Origin of the sequence: Thioclava nitratireducens (assembly GCF_001940525.2) — a bacterium.
Classification (GTDB): Bacteria; Pseudomonadota; Alphaproteobacteria; order Rhodobacterales; family Rhodobacteraceae; genus Thioclava; species Thioclava nitratireducens.
The window spans coordinates 142,066-160,983 of record NZ_CP019437.1 but is presented as its reverse complement, the minus strand read 5'-3'; the positions used below and the strand labels follow the sequence as shown (position 1 = coordinate 160,983).

At 64.6% G+C, this 18,918-nt stretch carries 16 protein-coding genes; 5 read left to right on the top strand and 11 right to left on the bottom strand.

Annotation, left to right across the window (positions count from 1 at the left end; translation table 11 throughout):
• Positions 1-53 precede the first annotated feature (53 nt).
• The 4 genes from BMG03_RS00780 to BMG03_RS00765 all read right to left on the bottom strand — a co-directional run bounded on the left by BMG03_RS00780 (position 54) and on the right by BMG03_RS00765 (position 3,841).
• Entirely contained in the window at positions 54-983 is a 930-nt protein-coding gene (locus BMG03_RS00780) for an esterase-like activity of phytase family protein (RefSeq protein ID WP_075775342.1), read from the bottom strand.
• A complete protein-coding gene (gene mepA, locus BMG03_RS00775) occupies positions 956-1,852 on the bottom strand; it encodes a penicillin-insensitive murein endopeptidase (protein ID WP_075775343.1) in 897 nt (298 codons plus the stop codon). The genes BMG03_RS00780 and mepA overlap by 28 nt, the downstream gene beginning before the upstream one ends.
• Positions 1,849-3,204, bottom strand: a complete 1,356-nt coding sequence (locus BMG03_RS00770) for an MFS transporter (RefSeq protein ID WP_075775344.1) — start codon at positions 3,202-3,204, stop codon at positions 1,849-1,851. Before BMG03_RS00770 ends, mepA begins: the two co-directional genes overlap by 4 nt.
• A gap of 103 nt (positions 3,205-3,307) precedes the next feature.
• Complete coding sequence (locus tag BMG03_RS00765) at positions 3,308-3,841, bottom strand: acyl-CoA thioesterase (RefSeq protein WP_075775345.1); 534 nt, start codon at positions 3,839-3,841, stop codon at positions 3,308-3,310.
• Between the two features lie 127 nt (positions 3,842-3,968).
• Between BMG03_RS00765 and BMG03_RS00760 the strand changes: the two genes are divergently transcribed.
• Both BMG03_RS00760 and recQ read left to right on the top strand, forming a co-directional pair.
• Positions 3,969-4,268 carry a YggT family protein gene (locus BMG03_RS00760; RefSeq protein WP_075775346.1) on the top strand — a complete coding sequence of 100 codons (300 nt, stop codon included), beginning with the start codon at positions 3,969-3,971 and terminating at the stop codon, positions 4,266-4,268.
• Complete coding sequence (gene recQ, locus BMG03_RS00755; RefSeq protein WP_075775347.1) at positions 4,268-6,331, top strand: DNA helicase RecQ; 2,064 nt, start codon at positions 4,268-4,270, stop codon at positions 6,329-6,331. The genes BMG03_RS00760 and recQ overlap by 1 nt, the downstream gene beginning before the upstream one ends.
• Here recQ and BMG03_RS00750 read toward each other — a convergent pair.
• A complete protein-coding gene (locus BMG03_RS00750) occupies positions 6,328-8,541 on the bottom strand; it encodes a response regulator (RefSeq protein WP_075775348.1) in 2,214 nt (737 codons plus the stop codon). The two genes, recQ and BMG03_RS00750, sit on opposite strands and share 4 nt — an antisense overlap.
• A 144-nt stretch (positions 8,542-8,685) precedes the next feature.
• Positions 8,686-9,861, bottom strand: a complete 1,176-nt coding sequence (locus BMG03_RS00745) for an acetyl-CoA C-acyltransferase family protein (RefSeq protein WP_075775349.1) — start codon at positions 9,859-9,861, stop codon at positions 8,686-8,688.
• Positions 9,862-10,025: 164 nt separating this feature from the next.
• Between BMG03_RS00745 and BMG03_RS00740 the strand changes: the two genes are divergently transcribed.
• On the top strand, positions 10,026-10,898 hold the full coding sequence (locus BMG03_RS00740) for an MBL fold metallo-hydrolase (protein WP_075775350.1): 873 nt from the start codon (positions 10,026-10,028) through the stop codon (positions 10,896-10,898).
• A 3-nt stretch (positions 10,899-10,901) separates the two neighbouring features.
• On the opposite strand, the gene BMG03_RS00735 is transcribed toward BMG03_RS00740, so the two are convergent.
• From BMG03_RS00735 to BMG03_RS00725, 3 genes are all read right to left on the bottom strand, one after another.
• Positions 10,902-11,636, bottom strand: a complete 735-nt coding sequence (locus BMG03_RS00735) for a metallophosphoesterase family protein (RefSeq protein WP_075775351.1) — start codon at positions 11,634-11,636, stop codon at positions 10,902-10,904.
• Positions 11,637-11,704: 68 nt separating this feature from the next.
• Positions 11,705-13,300 (bottom strand): phosphoglycerate dehydrogenase, encoded by a 1,596-nt coding sequence (gene serA / locus BMG03_RS00730; protein WP_075775352.1) that lies wholly within the window; start codon positions 13,298-13,300, stop codon positions 11,705-11,707.
• 70 nt (positions 13,301-13,370) lie between these two features.
• Positions 13,371-14,516, bottom strand: coding sequence for a phosphoserine transaminase (locus BMG03_RS00725; protein WP_075775353.1), 1,146 nt, complete (start codon positions 14,514-14,516; stop codon positions 13,371-13,373).
• A gap of 305 nt (positions 14,517-14,821) precedes the next feature.
• Here BMG03_RS00725 and BMG03_RS00720 point away from each other — a divergent pair, with 305 nt between their 5' ends.
• Both BMG03_RS00720 and serB read left to right on the top strand, forming a co-directional pair.
• On the top strand, positions 14,822-15,880 hold the full coding sequence (locus BMG03_RS00720; RefSeq protein WP_075775354.1) for a glycosyltransferase family 2 protein: 1,059 nt from the start codon (positions 14,822-14,824) through the stop codon (positions 15,878-15,880).
• Between the two features lie 121 nt (positions 15,881-16,001).
• Positions 16,002-16,874 (top strand): phosphoserine phosphatase SerB, encoded by an 873-nt coding sequence (gene serB, locus BMG03_RS00715; protein WP_075775355.1) that lies wholly within the window; start codon positions 16,002-16,004, stop codon positions 16,872-16,874.
• Here serB and nagA read toward each other — a convergent pair.
• Both nagA and BMG03_RS00705 read right to left on the bottom strand, forming a co-directional pair.
• Positions 16,850-17,992 carry an N-acetylglucosamine-6-phosphate deacetylase gene (gene nagA, locus BMG03_RS00710; RefSeq protein WP_075775356.1) on the bottom strand — a complete coding sequence of 381 codons (1,143 nt, stop codon included), beginning with the start codon at positions 17,990-17,992 and terminating at the stop codon, positions 16,850-16,852. The genes serB and nagA overlap by 25 nt on opposite strands.
• The gene (locus BMG03_RS00705; RefSeq protein WP_075775357.1) at positions 17,980-18,801 is read right to left on the bottom strand and encodes a glucosamine kinase nucleotide-binding domain-containing protein; all 822 of its coding nucleotides are present in this window, start codon (positions 18,799-18,801) and stop codon (positions 17,980-17,982) included. The genes nagA and BMG03_RS00705 overlap by 13 nt, the downstream gene beginning before the upstream one ends.
• Positions 18,802-18,918: the final 117 nt, after the last annotated feature.

The window sequence follows — 18,918 nt, the reverse complement described above, 5'->3', positions numbered from 1 at the left end:
TGGCCCGGACCAGCCCGGGCAAGGGCGCGCGATACGCCGTCACGACGCGCGCGTCAATCCTTCTTGGCGGTGCGGCGGGTGTTGGGCAGGACGTATTCGACGATTTCGGTGCGCTGTAGGAACCGGAAATTGTCGTCGGAGATCATCGTCAGGCGGATCGCACCCTCGTCGTCGCGCCAGACCGACAGGCCCTCGAGATTGTCGTGTCGTCCCGCGCCGGTTTCCAGCAGAACCTCGCCCCCCGAGATCGAATCGCCGTTGATGTCGAAGACCTGCACGCGCGAGCGGAAGCCCAGAAGGCCCCAGAAGTCGCGCTCCAGCAGATAAAAGCGGCCATCGGGCCCGAAATCCGCACCGACCGGCAGCCAGTTATCGGAGCGCGGGATGGCGAAGGGCTGATCCCATTTGCCATCGCGATAGCGCCAGACCGGGTAGGGTCTGTCCTTCGCGCCCGAGCGTTCGGGCATCGTGTAGAGCGTGCCCTGATCGTCGATCGCCAGCGCCTCGAGCGAGGAGTTGTTCTGCATCTTCGCGAAGGCATCCGGGCGCGGCAGTAGCTCGGCCGGACCGCCGTCGGTCGGGAAATGCGACACCCGCGCCAGCCCTTCGAAGGAGATGTAGACCGAGCCGTCGGGCGCCAGGGCCAAGCCTTCGCTGTCGCCCTGATGGCGGTTGAGCACGCGGCCCTTGGAACTGTGAAGCCAGTTCGGCCCGTTGGTGATTTCGACGTCGCTGATCCGGCCCTGCGCGTCCCGGTCCAGCCGCCCGCGCCAGATCGTCGTGCGGTCGGATTGGGTGATGAAGTTGCGCCCGTCGGGGCCCAGCTCGAGCCCCGAGAAGCCGCCGAAGACGCTCACGCCCGGCATCGTCCAGTGATAGCTTTGCAGGAAGCGGGCGCGCGGTTCCGGTCCGGCCGGCGCGAGCCCCGCGAGAACCGCCAGCCCCGCCCCCGCGATCAGCGCGAAGACAGAACGGCGCGGCATTGGCTCGGCAGGTCCGACATGACGTAGGTCTTGGCGTTCTTTTTCGGCGGCCCTTTCGGCTTGGGCTTCGCTGCGGTTTTCGGCGGGTTGAGGTAATCCGTCACCCACCAGTTCAGCGTCTCGTCACAGCCGTCGCCTCCCTTCGACAGCTGCGCCACGGTCGGCTTCTGCGTCTGGCAATAGCGCGCACCGGGCGGGCATTTCAGGCGGACATGGAAATGGGTGTTGTGGCCATACATCGGACGGATTTTCTGCAGCCAAGCGCGGTCGTTGCGCGGCACCGTGTTGCACATCGCGATTTTCACTGCAGCGGCGACGAAGATGCGGTCGACCCGCGGATCGGCGGCGGCATGGCGCATCAGCTCGAGATGCTGCGGCGTCCAGTTGCCGTTGATATGGCGCTGGTCGGCGGTGCGCACCGAGATCGAGGAGATCTTCTCCCGTTGGGCGCGGCTGAGATTGAGGTTCGTGGCCGGCAGCATCCAGATGTCGGCATCCAGCCCGATCTGGTGGCTGGCATGGCCGCCGGTCATCGGGCCGCCGCGCGGCTGGGAAATGTCACCGATATAGAGCCCGTTCCACCCCGGCAGGGTCGCGGCGTAGCGCGACAGATCCTGCAGATAGGTCAGCATTGCAGGCTGGCCCCAGTTGCGATTGCGCGACAGGCGCATCGCCTGCCATGTCGGCCCGCTCTCGGGCATCCGTTGCAGCCCGGCGGCGCAGCCGCGCGAATAGAAGCCGATGGCAGAGGGCGCCTGCGCCGAGGCTACCGCTTCCGCGCCAAAAAGCTGGCGGGCGAGCGGTTCGGAGAATCCGGGGGCGGCAGTCAGGCTGAAAGAAAGAGCGGCGGCGAGTAATTTCGCGATCATGGTGAGGGGGGTCCTTCGGGCGCAGGGTCTCCGTGGCTTCTCACGAAGCCTAGCAGGACCAGGCCCAAAAGCAAAAGAACGATGATCGGCGTGATGCCGGTCGACTGATTTCCGCTTATCTGCGTCGTGATCCCGATTGCAAGCGGCGCGATGAAGGCCGTGGCCTTGCCGGACAGCGCGTAAAGGCCGAAATGCTCGGTGATCTTTTCCGGGTCGGCCTGACGCACCATCATCGTGCGCGAGGCCGATTGCAGCGCGCCGCCGCACGCCCCGATCATGCCGCCAAGTACCATGAAGGCGATGTCGGGCAGTTTGCTGTCGGGGGTGACGGCCATGCCGAAGACGCTTTCGCGCGAGATCATCACGATGCCGAGCACCACGAGCGTGAGGATCACGAGCGTCGTGATGATGACCGTGCGCGGCCCCCAGCGGTCGTCCGCCTTGCCGCCGAGCCACGCGAAAGTCGCGCCGGTGATCGTGCCGAGGATGCCGAAGATGCCGATCAGGGTGATCGACCAGTTCAGCACGCCCGCCGCGTAGAGCCCGCCGAAGGTGTAGATGCCGTTGAGCGCATCGCGATAGAACATCGAGCTGAGCAGGAACGAGGTCAGCGAGCGCCGATGTGGCAGCGCGCGGAGCGTCGCGCGCAGTTCCGGCCATGCGCCGCGCAGAGCCGTGCCGATGGGCAGCGCGTCGGCTTTGCGCGGCTCGCGCACCCAGAGGAAGAAGGGGATCATGAATACCGCGTACCAGATCGCGGTGAGCGGCCCGACCGCGCGGGTGTCCTCGCGCGTGGCGACGTCGAGGCCGAACAGCGGCTCGATCCCGAGCATGGTTTTCCCTGTCGTCGGGCTCGCCTGCAGCAGCAAAAGCATGATGAACAGCGTGATCATTCCGCCGATATAGCCGAACGCCCAGCCCGAGCCGGAGATGCGCCCGATTTCTTCGCGGGGACCCAGATCGGGCAGAATCGCATTGGTGAAGGTGGTCGCGAATTCCATGCCGATCATGCCGATGGCGAAGCTGATCATGATCGCCATCAGCTTGAAATCGCCCGGCACCGCGTACCATAGCCCCCACGCGCCCAGAACGTACATTACCGAGAAGACCCAGATGAACGGCATCCGCCGCCCCGATCGGTCGGCAATCGCGCCGAGGAAGGGAGAGCCGAGCGCGATGATGATCCCCGCGATGCCCACGCCATAACCCCAGACGGTCTGCGCCGCGGTGCCCGAGCCCATCAGGTCTTTCACGAAGGGCGCGAAGATGAAGGTGATCAGCAGCGTGTTATAGGGTTGGCTCGCCCAGTCGAAGAACCACCAGCCCCAGATGCGTTTCTTCGCCGTGATCATGTCGCCCTCTCCCCGCCGCGCCAGCAATTGCGGCGATCAAGCCCGAAAAGGGACGGTCTGGCAAGGGGTTCGACGGTCGGGGCATGCCGCGGGCACGGCAGTGTCACATCTGCGGCGGCCAGGGACGCTTGAGGTCTGCCTCCGCCCAGGCGGTCACGAATTCGGGCAGCGGCGGCGAGGTCGCGTCCTGCCCCATCTCGGCCAGAACCTGCGCCGGTGGGATCATGCCCTTCTTCGAGGTCACGGCACCACGGATAAGCACATGCGAGGTGCATTCGCCGCTTTCGGTGAACATCGCATGCTCGAGCCAGATCCAGCGATCGTCCCAGCCAAGACAGCGCGAGCGCATCTCGAATTTCTGGAAGGCCTGCACCCGGCGGCGATAGCGCGTGGTGTTCCCGGCGACCACGATGCCCCATTTGTTGCGCTTCAGTGCGCCCCAGAGCCCTGTGCGGATCGCAAGCGGAATTCGCCCGAGATCGTAGAGCGTCAGCGTGCGCCCGTTGTTCAGCTCCATCCAGAGGTCGATGTCCCACGGCCAGCAGATATGCTGGCTGACATGGGTACCCGTGATCGGCAGCGCCGGGGCGTTGCGGAACTTCACGATCTCTTTGGCCATACGGATAACGGGGTACATGCGGTCACTGGTGCTGCGACGCCGCGGGACGGTCAAGAGAGACGTTACGGAAAATGCGCGTGAGCCTGCGGTTGCAATGCCGCGGCGCCTCGCTTACCTGTCTTTGCGATCCAAAGCGGAGGTTTCGATGGTCACGCTCTTTCAGGCCCTGGTGCTGATCCTGAACGTCATCTGGTTCGTCATGATCGCCCATATCATCATGAGCTGGCTTATCAATTTTCAGGTGCTGAACCTGCGCCAACCCTTGGTGGCGCAAATCTGGTTCGGCCTGAATAACCTGCTGGAGCCGATCTACGGGCGCATCCGTCGCTTCCTGCCCGACACGGGCGGGCTCGATCTGGCGCCGCTGGTGGCCTTCATCATCCTGATCATCATCCGTCAGGCGCTGTTCAACAACGCGGCCTTCTTCTACGGCAACAGCTTCTGATGCCTGCGGCTGCGGCAGCCGAAGCCCCCGCAGAGCTACTGGCGCGGGTCTGGGGGTTCGACGCCTTCCGACCCGGTCAGGAAGAGATCGTGCGCGCGGTGATCGAGGGCCGGAACGTGCTGGCGATCATGCCGACGGGCGGCGGAAAATCCCTGTGTTATCAATTGCCTGCGCTGGCGCGCGAGGGCGTGACGGTGGTGATCTCGCCGCTGATCGCGCTGATGCGCGATCAGGTGCGCGCGTTGAAACAGGCCGGCGTCGAGGCGGGCGCGCTGACCTCGGGCAATACCGAGGAGGAGACCGAAGAGGTCTTCACCGCGATCGACGAAGGACGGCTGAAGCTTCTCTACATGGCGCCCGAACGTCTGGCCTCTGGCGGGGCGCAGCACCTGCTGAAGCGCGCAGGCGTCAGTCTGATCGCGGTGGACGAGGCGCATTGCGTCAGCCAATGGGGCCATGATTTCCGCCCCGACTACCTGCGCATCGGCGAGCTGCGCCGCAGCCTTGGCGTACCGCTTGCGGCCTTCACCGCGACCGCCGACGAAGAAACCCGGACCGAGATCGTCACGCGCCTGTTCGACGGGCAGCCCCCCGAGAGCTTCCTGCGCGGCTTCGACCGACCGAATATCCATCTGGCCTTTTCGCCCAAGGATCAGCCACGTCAACAGATTTTGCGCTTCGCGGCCGCGCGAAAAGGGCAATCCGGCATCGTTTATTGCGGCACGCGGGCGAAAACCGAGGCTTTGGCCAAGGCGCTGAGCGAGGCCGGGCATCTCGCCTGTCACTATCACGGCGGGATGGAGGCCGATGACCGCCGCGCTGTGGAGACCCGCTTTCAGCAGGAAGACGGGTTGATCGTGGTCGCGACGGTCGCCTTCGGGATGGGCGTCGACAAGCCCGATATCCGCTGGGTCGCCCATGCCGATCTGCCCAAGAGCATCGAGGCTTACTATCAGGAGATCGGTCGCGCGGGTCGCGACGGTGCCGCCGCCGAGACGCTGACACTGTATGGGCCCGACGACATCAAGCTGCGCCGGTCCCAGATCGACGAAGGGCTCGCCCCGCCCGAGCGCAAGGAGGCCGATCACGGGCGGCTGAATGCGCTGCTGGGTCTGGCCGAGGCGACCGAATGCCGCCGGGTGAAGCTGCTGCGCTATTTCGGCGAAGAGGCCGCGCCCTGCGGGCATTGCGACCTATGCGATACGCCGCCCGAGGTGTTCGACGGGACCGAGGCCGTGCGCAAGGCGCTGTCCGCCGCGCTGCGCTCGGAGGAACGGTTCGGCGCGGGGCATCTGATCGAGATTCTGCTGGGCTCGCAGACCGACAAGATAAAGCAATGGGGCCACGACAAGCTGCCGACCTATGGGGTCGGGCGCGATCTGAGCCGGGCGCAATGGCAGGCGGTATTCCGGCAGATGATGGGGCATGACCTGATCCGTCCCGACGCCGCGCGGCACGGCGCGCTGGTGATGACCGAGACTGCTCATCCGATCCTGCGCGGCGAGCAGTCGATCACGCTGCGCCGCGATCTGGTGGCGAAGGCGAAGACCAAACACGTGGTCCGGACGCTGGTGAGCGACGACGACGCGCCGCTTCTCTCGGCACTGAAGGCGAAGCGCCGCGCGCTGGCCGAGGCGCAGGGGGTGCCCGCCTATGTCGTCTTCACCGACCGCACCCTGATCGAGATGGCCGAGAAACGCCCCGGAACGCTCGACGAAATGGCGGGGATCAGCGGTGTCGGTGCCAAGAAGCTGGAAAGCTATGGCGCGGAGTTTCTGGAGGTGATCGCCGGCGCGGTGGAAGAGATGCACCCGCTGCGCCGCAAGCTCGCAGGTTCGACCGAGGGGGAAATTTACGACCGGTTGGCCGATGCGCAGCGAAATCTCGAACGCGGCGCGGATGGCTATGATCGCCCGCTCTCCTGCTCGGCCTCGACGATCCGCAAGATCGCAGAGACGAAGCCGCGCTCGCGCGATGACCTCGCCCGGATTTCCAACCTGCCCGAGGCGAAGCTCGACCGCTTTGCAGAGGCGTTCCTGGCGGTCCTGGCCGACTACCGCTAGGCGGGTTGGTCGACCGCGGGTGGGCGTGCATCTGCGGGGCGATCCGACTGGATGCGTTCGGTAATCTCTCGTTTCTTCAAAGGCTTGGTCAGGTAGTGATCGATCCCGGCGGCGAGGATGCCTTCGCTATCACCCTCCATCGCATGGGCGGTGAGCGCGCAGATCGGCACATGTGCCGCGCCTTCCAACGCCCGGATTTCGCGCGCCGCCTCGCGCCCGTCCATGCCGGGCATCGAAATGTCCATGAAGATCAGATCGGGCTGGAAGCTGCGCCACAGGGCGACGGCCTCATGTCCGTTATTGGCGAAGCGCAGATCGATATCGAGATCCTTCACCATCTTGGAAAAGACCAACTGATTGGTGCGGTTATCCTCGGCGGCGAGGATCCGCATCGCACGCCGCTCGGTCAGGTCTGGCGGCGGGCTGGGAGGCGGCGGATCAGGTGTCGCTTCGGCGGCCCGCGACAGGTCCTGCAATGCGCGGAACAGTTCCGAGCGCAGCACCGGTTTTTGCAGACAGCCGGTGACACCCTCGTCCATCGCGGCCTTCGCAGCCTCCGGGTCGGAGCTGAGCAGCAGGATCGGCACGTCGCCGCCATCCGCCCGAAGCCTCTGCGCCAGCGCCACCCCATCAAGTGCGGGCATCCGATGATCGGTCAGGATCACGTCGAAGGCGCTGCCATCCTCGATCACCTGCAACGCCTCCTCGCCCGAGCGACAAAGCGTCACCTCCAGCCCGTAGGTCTGCAATTGCCGCTCCAGAATGACGCGATTGACCAGAAGATCGTCGACCACCAGCGCCGCGTGCAGCGTGATCGGCGGGGAGGGGGCGTCGATCGGCTCGACCGGTTCGGCGCGGGGCAGCACCAGTTTGAGGCCGAAACACGAGCCTTCGCCAAGCGCGCTGTCCACCCAGACCTCGCCACCCATCAACTCCACCAGTTGGCGGGTGATCGCAAGACCAAGCCCGGTGCCTTCGAACTTGCGATTACTCTCGGCCTCGACCTGGTTGAACTCGCCGAAGACGTGATCGAGCAGCTCGGGCGCGATGCCGATGCCGGTGTCTTCGACGGTGATGTGCAGCTCGTAGTGACCGGCCTCGCGTTCGACCCCCACGACGCGGGCGAGGACGTGACCGGCTTTTGTGAATTTCACCGCATTGCCCAGAAGGTTGGTCAGGATCTGGCGCATCCGTCCGGGATCGGCCTCGAACCGGGTGGGCAGGAACAGGTCGTAATCCACCAGAAGTTTCAGATCGCGGTCCTTGGCAGAGGGCTGCAAGAGCACCGTGACCTCGTGCAGGCAGCGTTCCAGATCGAAGGGTTCGGGGTAAAGCCGCATCCGCTCCGCCTCGATCTTCGAGTAATCGAGCACGTCGTTGATGATGGTCAGAAGCGCTTCGCCGGAGGAGCGGATGGTCTCGGCGAACAAGCGCTGCTCTTCGGACAGATCGGTCTCGACCAGCAGGTCCGCCATCCCGACGACGCCATTCATCGGCGTGCGGATCTCGTGGCTCATATTGGCGAGGAAGGCGGATTTCGCGCGGTTCGCCGCCTCCGCCCGGTCGCGGGCATCGCGCAACTCCGCTTCGCGCGCGACGGCGCCGGTGATGTCCTGCGCGAAGGTGACGAGATCGCCCTGCGCGCCCCATGTGTCGTTGAGCCGGAACCAGCGGCCATCCTGCGTGCGCAGCGCCATCGGGGGGATCTCGGTGCGACGGATGCGTTCGCACATCTCGAAATGCCAATCGTGCGGATCGCGCCCCTGCAGGTCGAAGACACCGCGCTCTGCCGCGATCCGCATCACTTCGTCATAGGCGACGCCGACGCCGATCGCGATTTCGCCTTCGAAGAAGGAGAGGAACAAATGGTTGGCGGCGACGAGGCGCAGATCGCTGTCGAAGACGGCGAAGCCGTCCGAGATCGAATTGACCGCGTGCCACAGCCGCGCCTGCGCGATCTGGGCGAGCGAATTGGCCCGTTCGAGATCGTTGCGCACGCGGCTGTTCTCGCCCAGCAGGGTTTCGCGTTCGCTAAGAGCACGGGCAAGACCTTCGCGCTGCTCCACAACTTGATCTGAGAGCATCCTTGCGTGCTGGGCCAGCTTCTGGTTGGCGGCGAACAATTCCTGGCGCTTCTGCTCCAACAGCTTTTCCGCCGCGAGTCGCCCGCGGCGTTCCCGTGCCAGTTTCTCTGCGATCGCCTTGTGCATGGACGCGGCAAAGCCCCCCCGTGTGGTCCGGGAGGCAGAGTTGCAGTGCTGCGTGAAAGGCGGGTTAACCGCGATGATGGGCGGGCGGGAAAATCCTTAAATTGCTATGGATTGCCCGCCCGCTTGACCCTCAAAGACCGGGCCTCAGAGACGTTCGATCGAGAGCGCGATGCCTTGCCCGCCGCCGATGCACATGGTGACGAGGCCGTGCTTGCCGCCGGTGCGCTCCAGCGCGTGCAGCGCCTTCACGATCAGGATCGCGCCGGTGGCGCCGACCGGGTGGCCGAGCGCAATCGCGCCGCCATCGGGGTTTACCTTCGACGCATCCAGACCCAGCTCGCGCGAGACGGCCAGCGCCTGCGAGGCAAAGGCTTCGTTGCTTTCGATCCAGTCGAACTCGGAGGCCTGCATGCCGGTCTTTTCCAGCAGCGCGCGCACGGCGGGGATCGGGCCGAGGCCCATCACCTCGGGGCGGACGCCCGCGATGGCGTAGCCGGTGATCTTGGCGCGCGGGGTCAGACCCGCCTCTTTCGCGGCCTCTTCGCGGGCCAGAACCAGTGCCGCCGCACCGTCATTGATGCCCGAGGCGTTGCCCGCGGTGACCGAGCCGTCCTTCTGGAAGACCGGCTTGAGCGAGGCGAGTTTCTCGAGGCTCGTCTGTTTCGGGTGCTCGTCGGTGTCGAAGACGGTCGTGCCCTTGCGCGTGGTGACCTCGACGGGGGCGATCTCTTCCTTGAAATGGCCCTCGGAGATCGCTTTTGCCGCACGCTCCTGGCTTTCCATCGCGAAGGCGTCCTGCTCTTCGCGCGAGATCGAACACTCGGCGGCCACGTTCTCGGCCGTCACGCCCATATGGCCGGTGCCGAAGGGGCACGACAGCGCGCCGGTCATCATGTCGAGCATCTTCGCGTCGCCCATCTTCTGACCGAAGCGGGCGGCGGGCAGGATATAGGGCGATTTGCTCATCACCTCGGCACCGCCTGCCAGCGCGAAATCGGCATCGCCCAGCATCAGCATCTGCGCGGCGGACACGACCGCCTGCACGCCGGAGCCGCAAAGGCGGTTCACGTTCATCGCGGGCGTGCCGACCGGGACGCCGGCATTCACCGCCGCCACCCGGCTGAGATACATGTCGCGCGGTTCGGTGTTGATGATATGGCCGAAGACCACCTGACCGATCTTGTCCGCCGACACGCCCGCCCGCGAGACCGCCTCTTTCGAGACATGGGTGGCGAGGTCGATCGGCGCGAAGCCGGACAGCGTGCCGCCGAACGTGCCGATGGGCGTGCGGGTGCCGGAGAGAATGACGATACCGGTCATGGGTAGCCTCCAATGTTTGGGTCGGCGCGAGGGTAGCGAATGGGCTGACCCCGCGCCAGCGCGCCCGCATGGTTATGACGAGACGTCATTTGCCAAGGGCACCGGGTTGAAACTCGTGACATAGGGAACACATTCTAGAAATCGAATATGACTAGGAGGCCGACATGACTGCCAACCCGATCGTCAAAGGGTTCTGGGATCGTCCCACCGGAAGCTGGCAATACGTCTTTCACGACCCCGATACGATGAAGGGGGCGGTGGTCGATCCGGTCTGGGATTACGACCCGCAGGCGGGCGCTACGACGCTGGGCAATGCCGAGAAAATCCTCGATTACGTCAAGGCCGAGGGGATCGACGTGGAGTGGGTGCTCGATACGCATCCCCATGCCGACCACTTCTCCTCCGCCGTCTGGCTGGCCGAGAAACTGGGCGCCAAGCGCGGCATCGGCGAGCGCGTGCGGACGGTGCAAAGCCTCTGGGCAGAGATCTACAACACGCCCGAGCTGTCGCAGGACGGGCGGCAATGGGATCACCTGTTCGCCGAGGGCGAGACGTTCAGGATCGGCAATCTCGATGTGAAGGTGATGCTCTCGACCGGGCATACGCTGGCCTCGATCACCTATGTCGTGGGCGATGCGGCCTTCGTGCATGATACGCTGATGCAGCCCGAAAGCGGCACGAGTCGGGCGGATTTTCCGGGTGGCTCTGCGGCCGAGCTGTGGGATTCGATCCGGGCGATTCTCGATCTGCCCGCCGAGACGCGGCTGTTCATCGGGCACGACTATCCGGGCGCGGACAGGGAGCCGCAGACCGGCGCGACCGTGGCCGATCACCGCAAGCACAACAAGCACGTCAAGGACGGCATCAGCCGCGAGGAGTACATCAAGACGCGTGAAGAACGCGATGCGACCCTGCCGCTGCCCAAGCTGATGCTGGCCGCTTTGCAGGTGAATATCCGCGGCGGGCGCAAGCCCGAGGCCGAGGGGGATGGTCGGTCTTACCTGAAAATCCCGCTCGACTATTTCGATCCGCGGTAAGCGTTAGCCGCGTGGCAGTTCGGCCCGGCCCTCGGGGGTCAGCAGCCACGCGTCGCTTCCTTCGATCACCACGGTCGAGAGCGGGTGGCCATAGCCCGCGCCGGAATCGAGATTGAGGCGGTTGCCGTAATGGGTGGCCGCCTTGATATTTGTATGCCCATGCACGATCAGCGCCCCGTGGTCGCGCGGATCGGTCAGGAAGGGTTTGCGAATCCATAGCAGGTCATCCTCCACCTGATCCTCCATCGCCACGCCGGGGCGGATGCCTGCGTGAACGAAGATCGCCTCGCCGCGGGGGAAATAGGCGGGCTGGCGCGCGAGCCAGTCGCGATGGGACTGCGGGATGGCGGAAAGCTCCGATGTGACCTCGTCGAGTGGGCGCGAGAACGCGTCGGGGATGCCGTAGCTCTCCAGTGTCGCCTCGCCGCCCACACGCGGATTGAGATAGGAGACCTCTGCGCTGAGGATCGGGTCTTCGGTATAGGGATCGTCGAGGAAGCCCAGGAACATCCGGTCGTGATTGCCGCGCAACACGATCCAGTTCTCGCCGCTCTGCTGACCTTTCATCAGGTAGTCGATCACACCCGCCGAGTCCGGTCCGCGATCCACCAGATCGCCGACATGCACGATCGGGGCCTCCGTCTCGCCATAGGCGTCGCGATCCGCCGCAATCAGGTCATGCGCCCCGCGCAGCTTGTCGAGATGCCCGTGAATGTCGCCGATCGCGTAGGTCCGCATGAGTGCCCCTTCCAATGCAAAGGCCCCCCGCGCACGGCGGAGGGCCCGGTTTCAACCGTTCAGCTAAGTCAGCCGAGGACGAATTCCAGCGGCTTGACCTGCTTGAAGCCGCCCGAGGTTTTCAGCGCCTCGACAACGTCCGCGCTGACCGCCTCGTCGACATAGGCGATGGCGATCGCTTCGCCGCCCTGCTTGGAACGACCCAAGGTGAAGTTCGCGAGGTTCACGCCCTTCTCGCCGAGGATCGTGCCGAGCTTGCCGATGATGCCGGGCACGTCGTCGTTGGTGGTGTAGAGCATGTGCTCGCCCACTTCGGCGTCGATGTTGATGCCCTTGATCTGGATGAAGCGCGGCTTGCCATCCGAGAACACGGTACCCGCGATCGAGCGTTCCTTGCTTTCCGAGACGACGGTGACCTTGATGTAGCCCTCGAAGATACCGGTCTGGTCCTGCGAGGTGGTCGAGATCTGGATGCCGCGCTCTTTCGCGATGACCGGGGCGGAGACCATGTTCACGTCCGGCTGGCTGGCCTTGAGGATGCCCGAAACGACAGCCGCGTCGAGCGCCTTGAGGTTCATCTCGGACGCCACACCGTCGAAGGTGATGTTGATCGCCTTGATCGCGTCCTCGGTCATCTGGCCGATGAAGCCGCCGAGGTGCTGCGCGAGTTTCACCCAGGGGCCCATGACTTTCGCTTCTTCAGCGGTCATCGAGGGCATGTTGAGCGCGTTCTCGACGGCGCCGTCCAGCAGGTAGTTAGACATCTGCTCTGCCACCTGCAGGGCCACGTTCTCCTGCGCTTCGGTGGTCGAGGCGCCGAGGTGCGGCGTGCAGACCACGTTCGGCAGGCCGAAGAGGACGTTATCGGTCGCCGGTTCCTCGGCGAAGACGTCGAAGGCCGCGCCTGCGACATGGCCCGACTTGATCAGATCGGCCAGCGCCTGCTCGTCGACCAGGCCGCCACGCGCACAGTTGATGATGCGCACACCGGGCTTGGTTTTCTGCAGGTTTTCCTTCGAGAGGATGTTGCGGGTCGAATCCGTAAGCGGCACGTGCAGAGTGATGAAGTCGGCGCGACGCAGCAGTTCGTCCAGCTCGACTTTCTCGACGCCCATATTGGCCGCCTTCTCTTCGCTCAGGAAGGGATCATAGGCCACGACCTTCATCTTCAGGCCGCGCGCGCGGTCGCAGACGATGCCGCCGATATTGCCCGCACCGATCACGCCGAGCGTCTTGGCGGTCAGCTCGACCCCCATGAATTTCGACTTTTCCCACTTGCCGGCCTGCGTCGAGGCATCGGCTTCGGGGATCTGGCGCGCAACGGCAAACATCATGGCGATGGCGTGCTCGGCGGTGGTGATCATGTTGCCGAAGGGCGTGTTCATCACGATCACGCCTTTCTTGCTAGCCGCTTCCTTGTCGACATTGTCGGTGCCGATACCGGCGCGGCCGACGACTTTCAGGTTGGTCGCGCTTTCCAGCAGTTTCGCCGTGACCTTGGTGGCCGAGCGGATGGCGAGACCGTCATACTTGCCGATCACCTCGGCGAGCTTTTCCTTGTCCTTGCCGAGCGAGGGTTCGAAATCGACCTCGATGCCACGGTCACGGAAGATCTGGACGGCGGTTTCCGAGAGCTTGTCGGAGACGAGAACCTTGGGGGCCATTTTCTGGGCTCCTTGAATTTTCAGGATATCGGGAAAGGACGGGCCCGGAGGCCCGCCAATCTGTCACGGATCACGCTTGCGCGGCGATCTCGGCCTCGAAGGCGTATTCGACCCAAGGCATCAGCGCCTCGACATCCGCCGTCTCGACGGTCGAGCCGCACCAGATGCGCAGACCGGCCGGGGCGTCGCGATAGGCGCCGAGATCGAGGCCCACGCCTTCAGCTTCGAGCCGCTTGGCGACGGCTTTGGCGAAGGCTGCGCCATCCTTGATGCGATCGTCGGTGAACTTCACGCAGACCGAGGTGGTCGACGCGGTCGCCGGATCATTGGCGAGATTCGCGATCCACGGCTTTTCGGCGCAGAAATCCCACACGACTTTCGCGTTGGCATCGGCGCGCGCGATCAGGCCTTTCAGCCCGCCCACGGATTTCGCCCAGTTCAGCGACACGAGGTAATCTTCGACGCAGAGCATCGAGGGGGTGTTGATCGTCTCACCCTTGAAGATGCCTTCGTTCAGCTTGCCGCCCTTGGTCATGCGGAAGATCTTCGGCAGCGGCCAGGCGGGGGAGTAATTCTCCAGCCGTTCGACCGCGCGGGGCGACAGGATCAGCACGCCGTGACCGCCTTCGCCGCCCAGCACTTTCTGCCAGGAGAAGGTGGTGACATCGAGCTTGTCCCACGGCAGGTCCATCGCGAAAGCGGCCGAGGTGGCGTCGCAGATGGTCAGGCCTTCGCGGTCCGCCGGGATCGCATCGCCATTGGGGACGCGCACGCCCGAGGTGGTGCCGTTCCACGTGAAAACCACGTCGGTGTTGAAGTCGATGGTGGAGAAATCGACGATATCGCCATAGTCGGCGGTCTTCGTCTCGGCCTCGATCTTGAGCTGCTTGACCACATCGGTCACCCAGCCGGCGCCAAAGCTTTCCCAAGCGACCATCGTCGCCTTGCGCTCGCCCAACAGCGACCACATCGCCATTTCGACGGCGCCGGTGTCGGAGGCGGGCACGATGCCGATGCGGTAATCGGCGGGCACGCCCAGAATTTCGCGGGTGGTGTCGATCGCCTCTTTCAGCTTCGCCTTGCCGATAGCGGCACGGTGCGAACGGCCCAGCGGCGCGTCATTGAGCATGTCGAGGGAGAAACCAGGGATCTTCGTGCAGGGGCCCGAAGAAAAACGCGGGTTTGCCGGCCGCGTAGCCGGAGCTTGAATAGCCATTGCTGGTATCCTTCCAGATATATGCCCTTCGTTGGGGAAGGGTGTCCCGCCGCCGGATGTACGCGTGGGTCCACTCTGGTGCAAGGGGAGAATTCACCGCGAGGCCACACCTGCGTCAAAATGATGCCGGATCTCGATGCAGACTGGTGCGGCGGTCGTGATGTTGTATCGTTTCAACGATACGCGCCGGCGAGCATATGAGCCAAGGCAGAATCTTATATTATAAACAGTATGATAAATCGTTCAGTTCGTGACATTTGTTCGCGTCACTCCGCTCGAACTGGGCGGCCCAAGAGCTTTCAGACATGACTAAAGACAGCGCCCCGGAGGCTGCCGTGATCACGCCGATGCGAATTTGCATCATCACCCTGATGAAGAACGAAGGGCCTTTCATCCTCGAATGGTTGGCCCATTGGCGCAATCTCGGGGTGACCGATTTCATCGTCTTTTCGAACGACTGCTTCGATGGCACCGATGCGATTCTGGACCGGCTCGATGCTCTCGGGGTAGTGCAACACTTGCCCAACCCAGCATATCTGGCGGACACCAAACGCTTCCATCGACAAGCCTTGGCTTACGGGTCGCAATTGCGGCGCCACCGCGAGGCCGATTACACGATGATCTGCGATACCGACGAATTTCTGCATATCGACGTGGCGGATGGCACCCTTCCGGGGCTTCTGGCATTGCACGATTATCCCGATGCGATTTCCTTCGGCGAGCTGCTCTTCGGGTTCGGAGGGCGAGAAAGCTTCGAAGAAGGTCTCGTTACCGAGCGGTTCACCTGGGCGATCGACATGAGACCCGGAGCGCGCCGTGCCCGTCGTGGCGTGAAGACGATCGCAAAGGTCACGCCGACGGTCCTCGAATGGAACAACCATCGTCCGCAGATGGAGCGACGGCGCGGCATTCGTTGGCTCGACGGTGCCGGCGTCCCGGTGCCGCGTAAATTCCGTGTCGGAACGGATCGCGGCTACGATGTGCGCGGGCGATATGATCAGGCATGGCTCGCGCATTATTCGGTACGCTCGGCGGAAAGCCTGTTACTGAAAATGGAGCGCGGCGACGCGGTGCGGCCGGACCGGCTGACTTCCAATTATGCGCGCAAACGCAGCTCTGCGCGGGAAGATAACCTGACCATGCTGCGCTATGGATTGGCGATCCGGCGCGAGATGGGCCGCTTCCTCGAAGATCCGGTGTTGTCCGCGTTGCACACCGCGGCGATCGACGCTCATCATGCGCGGATCGCCGAACTGAAAGCCGACCCCGAGATGGCGGAGGTCTGGAAGACGTTCCGCGAAGTCTGCCAGACAGAGATAGCAACGCGCGCGGAGCGTTCCGGAACGGGTGAAGCCGACAAATAGCGAGGCGACCGACACCGGAGAGGAGGCGCAGGTTGCCCCGTGGCGACGCTCTGGCATGCGCCGGGAAATTGGTCTAATTCCGGCATCAAAATTCGGAGCCGATATTCCCCAAGGAGCGCGCATGTTTACCGCCACGCTGATCGCTGACCCGAAAGAGGCCAATCTGGATCAAGGCACGCTCGATGCGCTCTGTGGCGCATGGGGCGGTGGCGATGCGCGTTGGCTCAACCCGAATGTCGCAGCCGAGTTCATGGTGGACCGCGTGCCGTCGAATCGTTGGGAGGCGTGGGAGGGCCTGCAAGGGCTGGGCGTCGATCTGGTCGTGCAGCCCGCCGAGGGGCGTCGCAAGCAGATGCTGCTGGCAGATATGGACTCGACGATGATCCAGCAGGAATGCATCGACGAGCTGGCCGACGTGGCGGGCGTGGGTGAACGCGTGAAGGAGATCACCGCGCGGGCGATGAATGGCGAGCTGGATTTCGAAGGCGCGCTGACCGAGCGGGTCGGTCTGCTGAAAGGGCTGCCCGAGAGCGTGATTTCCGAGGTGATCGCGAACCGCATCAGCTTCATGCCCGGTGGGCACGATCTGGTCGCGACGATGAAGGCCCATGGTGCCTACTGTGTGCTCGTCTCGGGCGGCTTCACGGCCTTTACCGGCTATGTCGCGGAGACGCTGGGCTTCGACGAGAACCGCGCGAACCTGCTGCTGGTCGAGGATGGCAAGCTGACGGGCGTGCCCTCGCAGCCGATCCTCGGGCGCGAGGCCAAGGTTCAGGCTTTGCTGGAAATTTCGGAAAAACTGAAGCTGGATCATGCGCAGGTCATGGCCGTGGGCGATGGGGCGAACGATCTGGGAATGCTGAAGCTCGCGGGCGCGGGCGTGGCGCTGCATGCCAAGCCCTCCGTTGCCGCCGAATGCGACATCCGGATCAACTTCGGTGATCTGAGCGCGCTGCTCTACATTCAGGGCTATGCGGTGGAAGATTTCGCCTGACCGCCCTGCCAGACTTCGGTCAGGCGCCAATCGTCATCGAAATGCACCAGATCGCCTGCGAGACCGGGGGCGATCCGGCCAACCGGCGCGCCGATTGCCTCGGCCGGGATACGACTTGCCATCGCAAGCGCCTGTTCCGGTGATACGCCAACCGTCTCGATCATGAAGCGCACCGCCTGCGGCAGCGACAGATCGGCCCCGGCAAGCGTGCCGTCCTCCAGCCGCAGCGCCCCGTCGCGGCGCAGGATGCGGCGACCGGCGAGATCAAACTCGGTCAGATCGGACCCGGCGCAGGCCATCGCGTCGGAGACGAGGAAGACCTCGCCCTGCCGTTTCGCCTCCAGCGCCAGCCGGATCGTCTCGGGATGCACATGGATGCCGTCCGCGATCAGCCCCACGGAGACCGGCTGCGACAGCGCCGCGCCGACGAGGCCGGGTTCGCGCGAGCCCAGCTGGCTCATCGCATTGAAGAGATGGGTGACCATCCGCGCGCCCGCCGCGATGGCCTCCTGAGCCTCCGCGAAGCTGCAATCGGAATGGCCGAGGCTGACGACGATACCGGCATCGGAGAGGCGCGCGATCTGTTCGGGCGTCGCGTTGGCGGGCGAGAGCGTCACGATCAGCGCGGGTAACCCTGTCTTCGCCTCCAGCAGCGTCTCGATATCCTCTTCGTCCATCGGTCGGATGCAGCCCGGCGGGTGACAACCGGGGCGCTTCGGGTCGAGATGCGGGCCCTCCAGATGCAGCCCGCCGAAGCCCGGCACTCGCGACACGGCGGCGATACCTGCCGCCAGCACGGTCTGGGTCGCGGCGCGGGTGTCGGTGATCAGCGTCGGCAGGATCGTCGTCGCGCCAAGATCGGCATGCGCGGCGCAGATGCTGGAGATCGTCTCCAGCGTCGCGTGCCCGTCGAGCATCACGCCGCCGCCGCCGTTCACCTGCAGATCGACAAGCCCGGGCGCGAGCGTGCCTCCCGGAAACTCGATCACCTCGCCCTCTGGCAGCTCCGCGATCGGGCAGAGCGCCGAGATTCGACCCTGTTCCAGCACGATTGCATAGTTTTCGTGGAAGGCGGGGCCATCGAAAACGCGCGCGCCCGTCAGGATCAACTTGTCCAAAACGCATCCTCCATCGCCAATGCCAAGGCACCGTCCAGCGCGTTGCCTTTCGCCGCCCGCTGCGGCCAATCTTGCACCGCCAGACCCTGTCCAAGTCCGCCGAGCCACGTCACGGGCAGCGGCTCTTCGGGTTGCAACAGTGCGATGGCCTCCCTGATCTCCGTCTGTGCAGCCTCGCGCACGGCAACCGCGGCAGGGTCGGTCGACTGCAGGACGCGCGGCGCAAATCGCGCCCAATCGGCAGGTGTGGCGTCGAGGCTGAACGCGATCAGCCCGTTGCGCCCGTTCATTTCGTCGAGGAAGTCGCGCAGCAGCGGCGTCACCGGGCAGAAACCATCCAGCGCACGCCCCGCTCGCATTCCGAGCGCCCGGCCCATCCAAGCGCCCGAGCCCTCATCGCCCAGCCGCAAGCCCCAGCCACCGATCGCGTGTTGCTGACCGCCCAGCTGCCGCGCGAAGAACGAGCCGGTGCCAATGGCCGCGACGATACCGTCCTCCGGTCCTAGGGCGCCGCGCACCGAGGTCGTCACATCCTGCACGACGCGGGCGGGAAAAGGCAGCTCGGCGGCCAAAGCCTCGGCGGCGGGCGCATGGTTCGCCCCGGCCAGCCCGAGCACCGCGCGAATCTTCGGTGCATCGAGGGGCCGCATCGCGGTTTCGATGGCGGTGAAAATATTTTGCCGCGCCGCGTCGTAGTCGGAGGCGATATTCGCAGGGCCGCCCTCGCCGCGCCCGATGACGCGGCCTGACGCATCGGCGAACACCGCCCGGCATCCGCTGCCTCCGCCATCGACTGCAATGAAATGCATCCCCGCCTCCGTTTTCTGCGTAACAGTGCCAAATAGCGAACCCAAGAGAAAGCGCGTAACGAAATCCGCGCGTGAAACGACTTGGGGAAAGATCGCATCGCCTCTATCACTGGGGCG

Excerpts from the sequence above, each read along its gene's own strand:
- serA (WP_075775352.1), bottom strand. The coding sequence starts at position 13,300 with ATGGCCCCCAAGGTTCTCGTCTCCGACAAGCTCTCGGAAACCGCCGTC.
- mepA (WP_075775343.1), bottom strand. The coding sequence starts at position 1,852 with ATGATCGCGAAATTACTCGCCGCCGCTCTTTCTTTCAGCCTGACTGCC.
- BMG03_RS00705 (WP_075775357.1), bottom strand. The coding sequence starts at position 18,801 with ATGCATTTCATTGCAGTCGATGGCGGAGGCAGCGGATGCCGGGCGGTG.
- BMG03_RS00780 (WP_075775342.1), bottom strand. The coding sequence starts at position 983 with ATGCCGCGCCGTTCTGTCTTCGCGCTGATCGCGGGGGCGGGGCTGGCG.
- BMG03_RS00770 (WP_075775344.1), bottom strand. The coding sequence starts at position 3,204 with ATGATCACGGCGAAGAAACGCATCTGGGGCTGGTGGTTCTTCGACTGG.
- BMG03_RS00745 (WP_075775349.1), bottom strand. The coding sequence starts at position 9,861 with ATGACCGGTATCGTCATTCTCTCCGGCACCCGCACGCCCATCGGCACG.
- recQ (WP_075775347.1), top strand. The coding sequence starts at position 4,268 with ATGCCTGCGGCTGCGGCAGCCGAAGCCCCCGCAGAGCTACTGGCGCGG.
- BMG03_RS00750 (WP_075775348.1), bottom strand. The coding sequence starts at position 8,541 with ATGCACAAGGCGATCGCAGAGAAACTGGCACGGGAACGCCGCGGGCGA.
- BMG03_RS00760 (WP_075775346.1), top strand. The coding sequence starts at position 3,969 with ATGGTCACGCTCTTTCAGGCCCTGGTGCTGATCCTGAACGTCATCTGG.
- BMG03_RS00720 (WP_075775354.1), top strand. The coding sequence starts at position 14,822 with ATGACTAAAGACAGCGCCCCGGAGGCTGCCGTGATCACGCCGATGCGA.
- BMG03_RS00740 (WP_075775350.1), top strand. The coding sequence starts at position 10,026 with ATGACTGCCAACCCGATCGTCAAAGGGTTCTGGGATCGTCCCACCGGA.
- BMG03_RS00725 (WP_075775353.1), bottom strand. The coding sequence starts at position 14,516 with ATGGCTATTCAAGCTCCGGCTACGCGGCCGGCAAACCCGCGTTTTTCT.
- serB (WP_075775355.1), top strand. The coding sequence starts at position 16,002 with ATGTTTACCGCCACGCTGATCGCTGACCCGAAAGAGGCCAATCTGGAT.
- BMG03_RS00765 (WP_075775345.1), bottom strand. The coding sequence starts at position 3,841 with ATGTACCCCGTTATCCGTATGGCCAAAGAGATCGTGAAGTTCCGCAAC.
- BMG03_RS00735 (WP_075775351.1), bottom strand. The coding sequence starts at position 11,636 with ATGCGGACCTACGCGATCGGCGACATTCACGGGCATCTCGACAAGCTG.